The organism is Pseudomonas sp. HY13-MNA-CIBAN-0226, assembly GCF_040310305.1.
In the GTDB taxonomy this organism is placed as follows: Bacteria; Pseudomonadota; Gammaproteobacteria; order Pseudomonadales; family Pseudomonadaceae; genus Aquipseudomonas; species Aquipseudomonas gregormendelii.
This window is the reverse complement of record NZ_JBEOPS010000458.1, coordinates 1-251: the sequence shown is the minus strand read 5'-3', so window position 1 is coordinate 251 and position 251 is coordinate 1. Positions and strand designations below refer to the sequence as shown.

Genomic DNA, 251 nt, shown 5'->3' with positions numbered 1-251 from the left:
ATCATCGGGATCTCGCTGTCCTACGCCATCGGCTACCTGTTTTCGTTGTTTGTGAAGGAGTGGGAAATGGTGTTTTCGGTGGGGTCGATCGTTACCGCGTTTGCCTGTTCGACGTTGATCGGCATTGTGTTTGGTTTTGTACCGGCGCGGAATGCGGCGCGGTTGGACCCGATAGAGGCATTGGCAAGGGACTGATCTGTGGGAGCTTGCTCCCGTGACGGCCTGACAGCCGGCGCCTATCTCCCTGGCGC

1 pseudogene is annotated in these 251 nt (G+C 58.2%); it reads left to right on the top strand.

The features are described 5' to 3' along the window. Positions 1-195 (top strand): annotated as a pseudogene (locus AAEZ05_RS29500) (hypothetical protein); the annotation flags it as partial. Between the last annotated feature and the right edge of the window lie 56 nt (positions 196-251).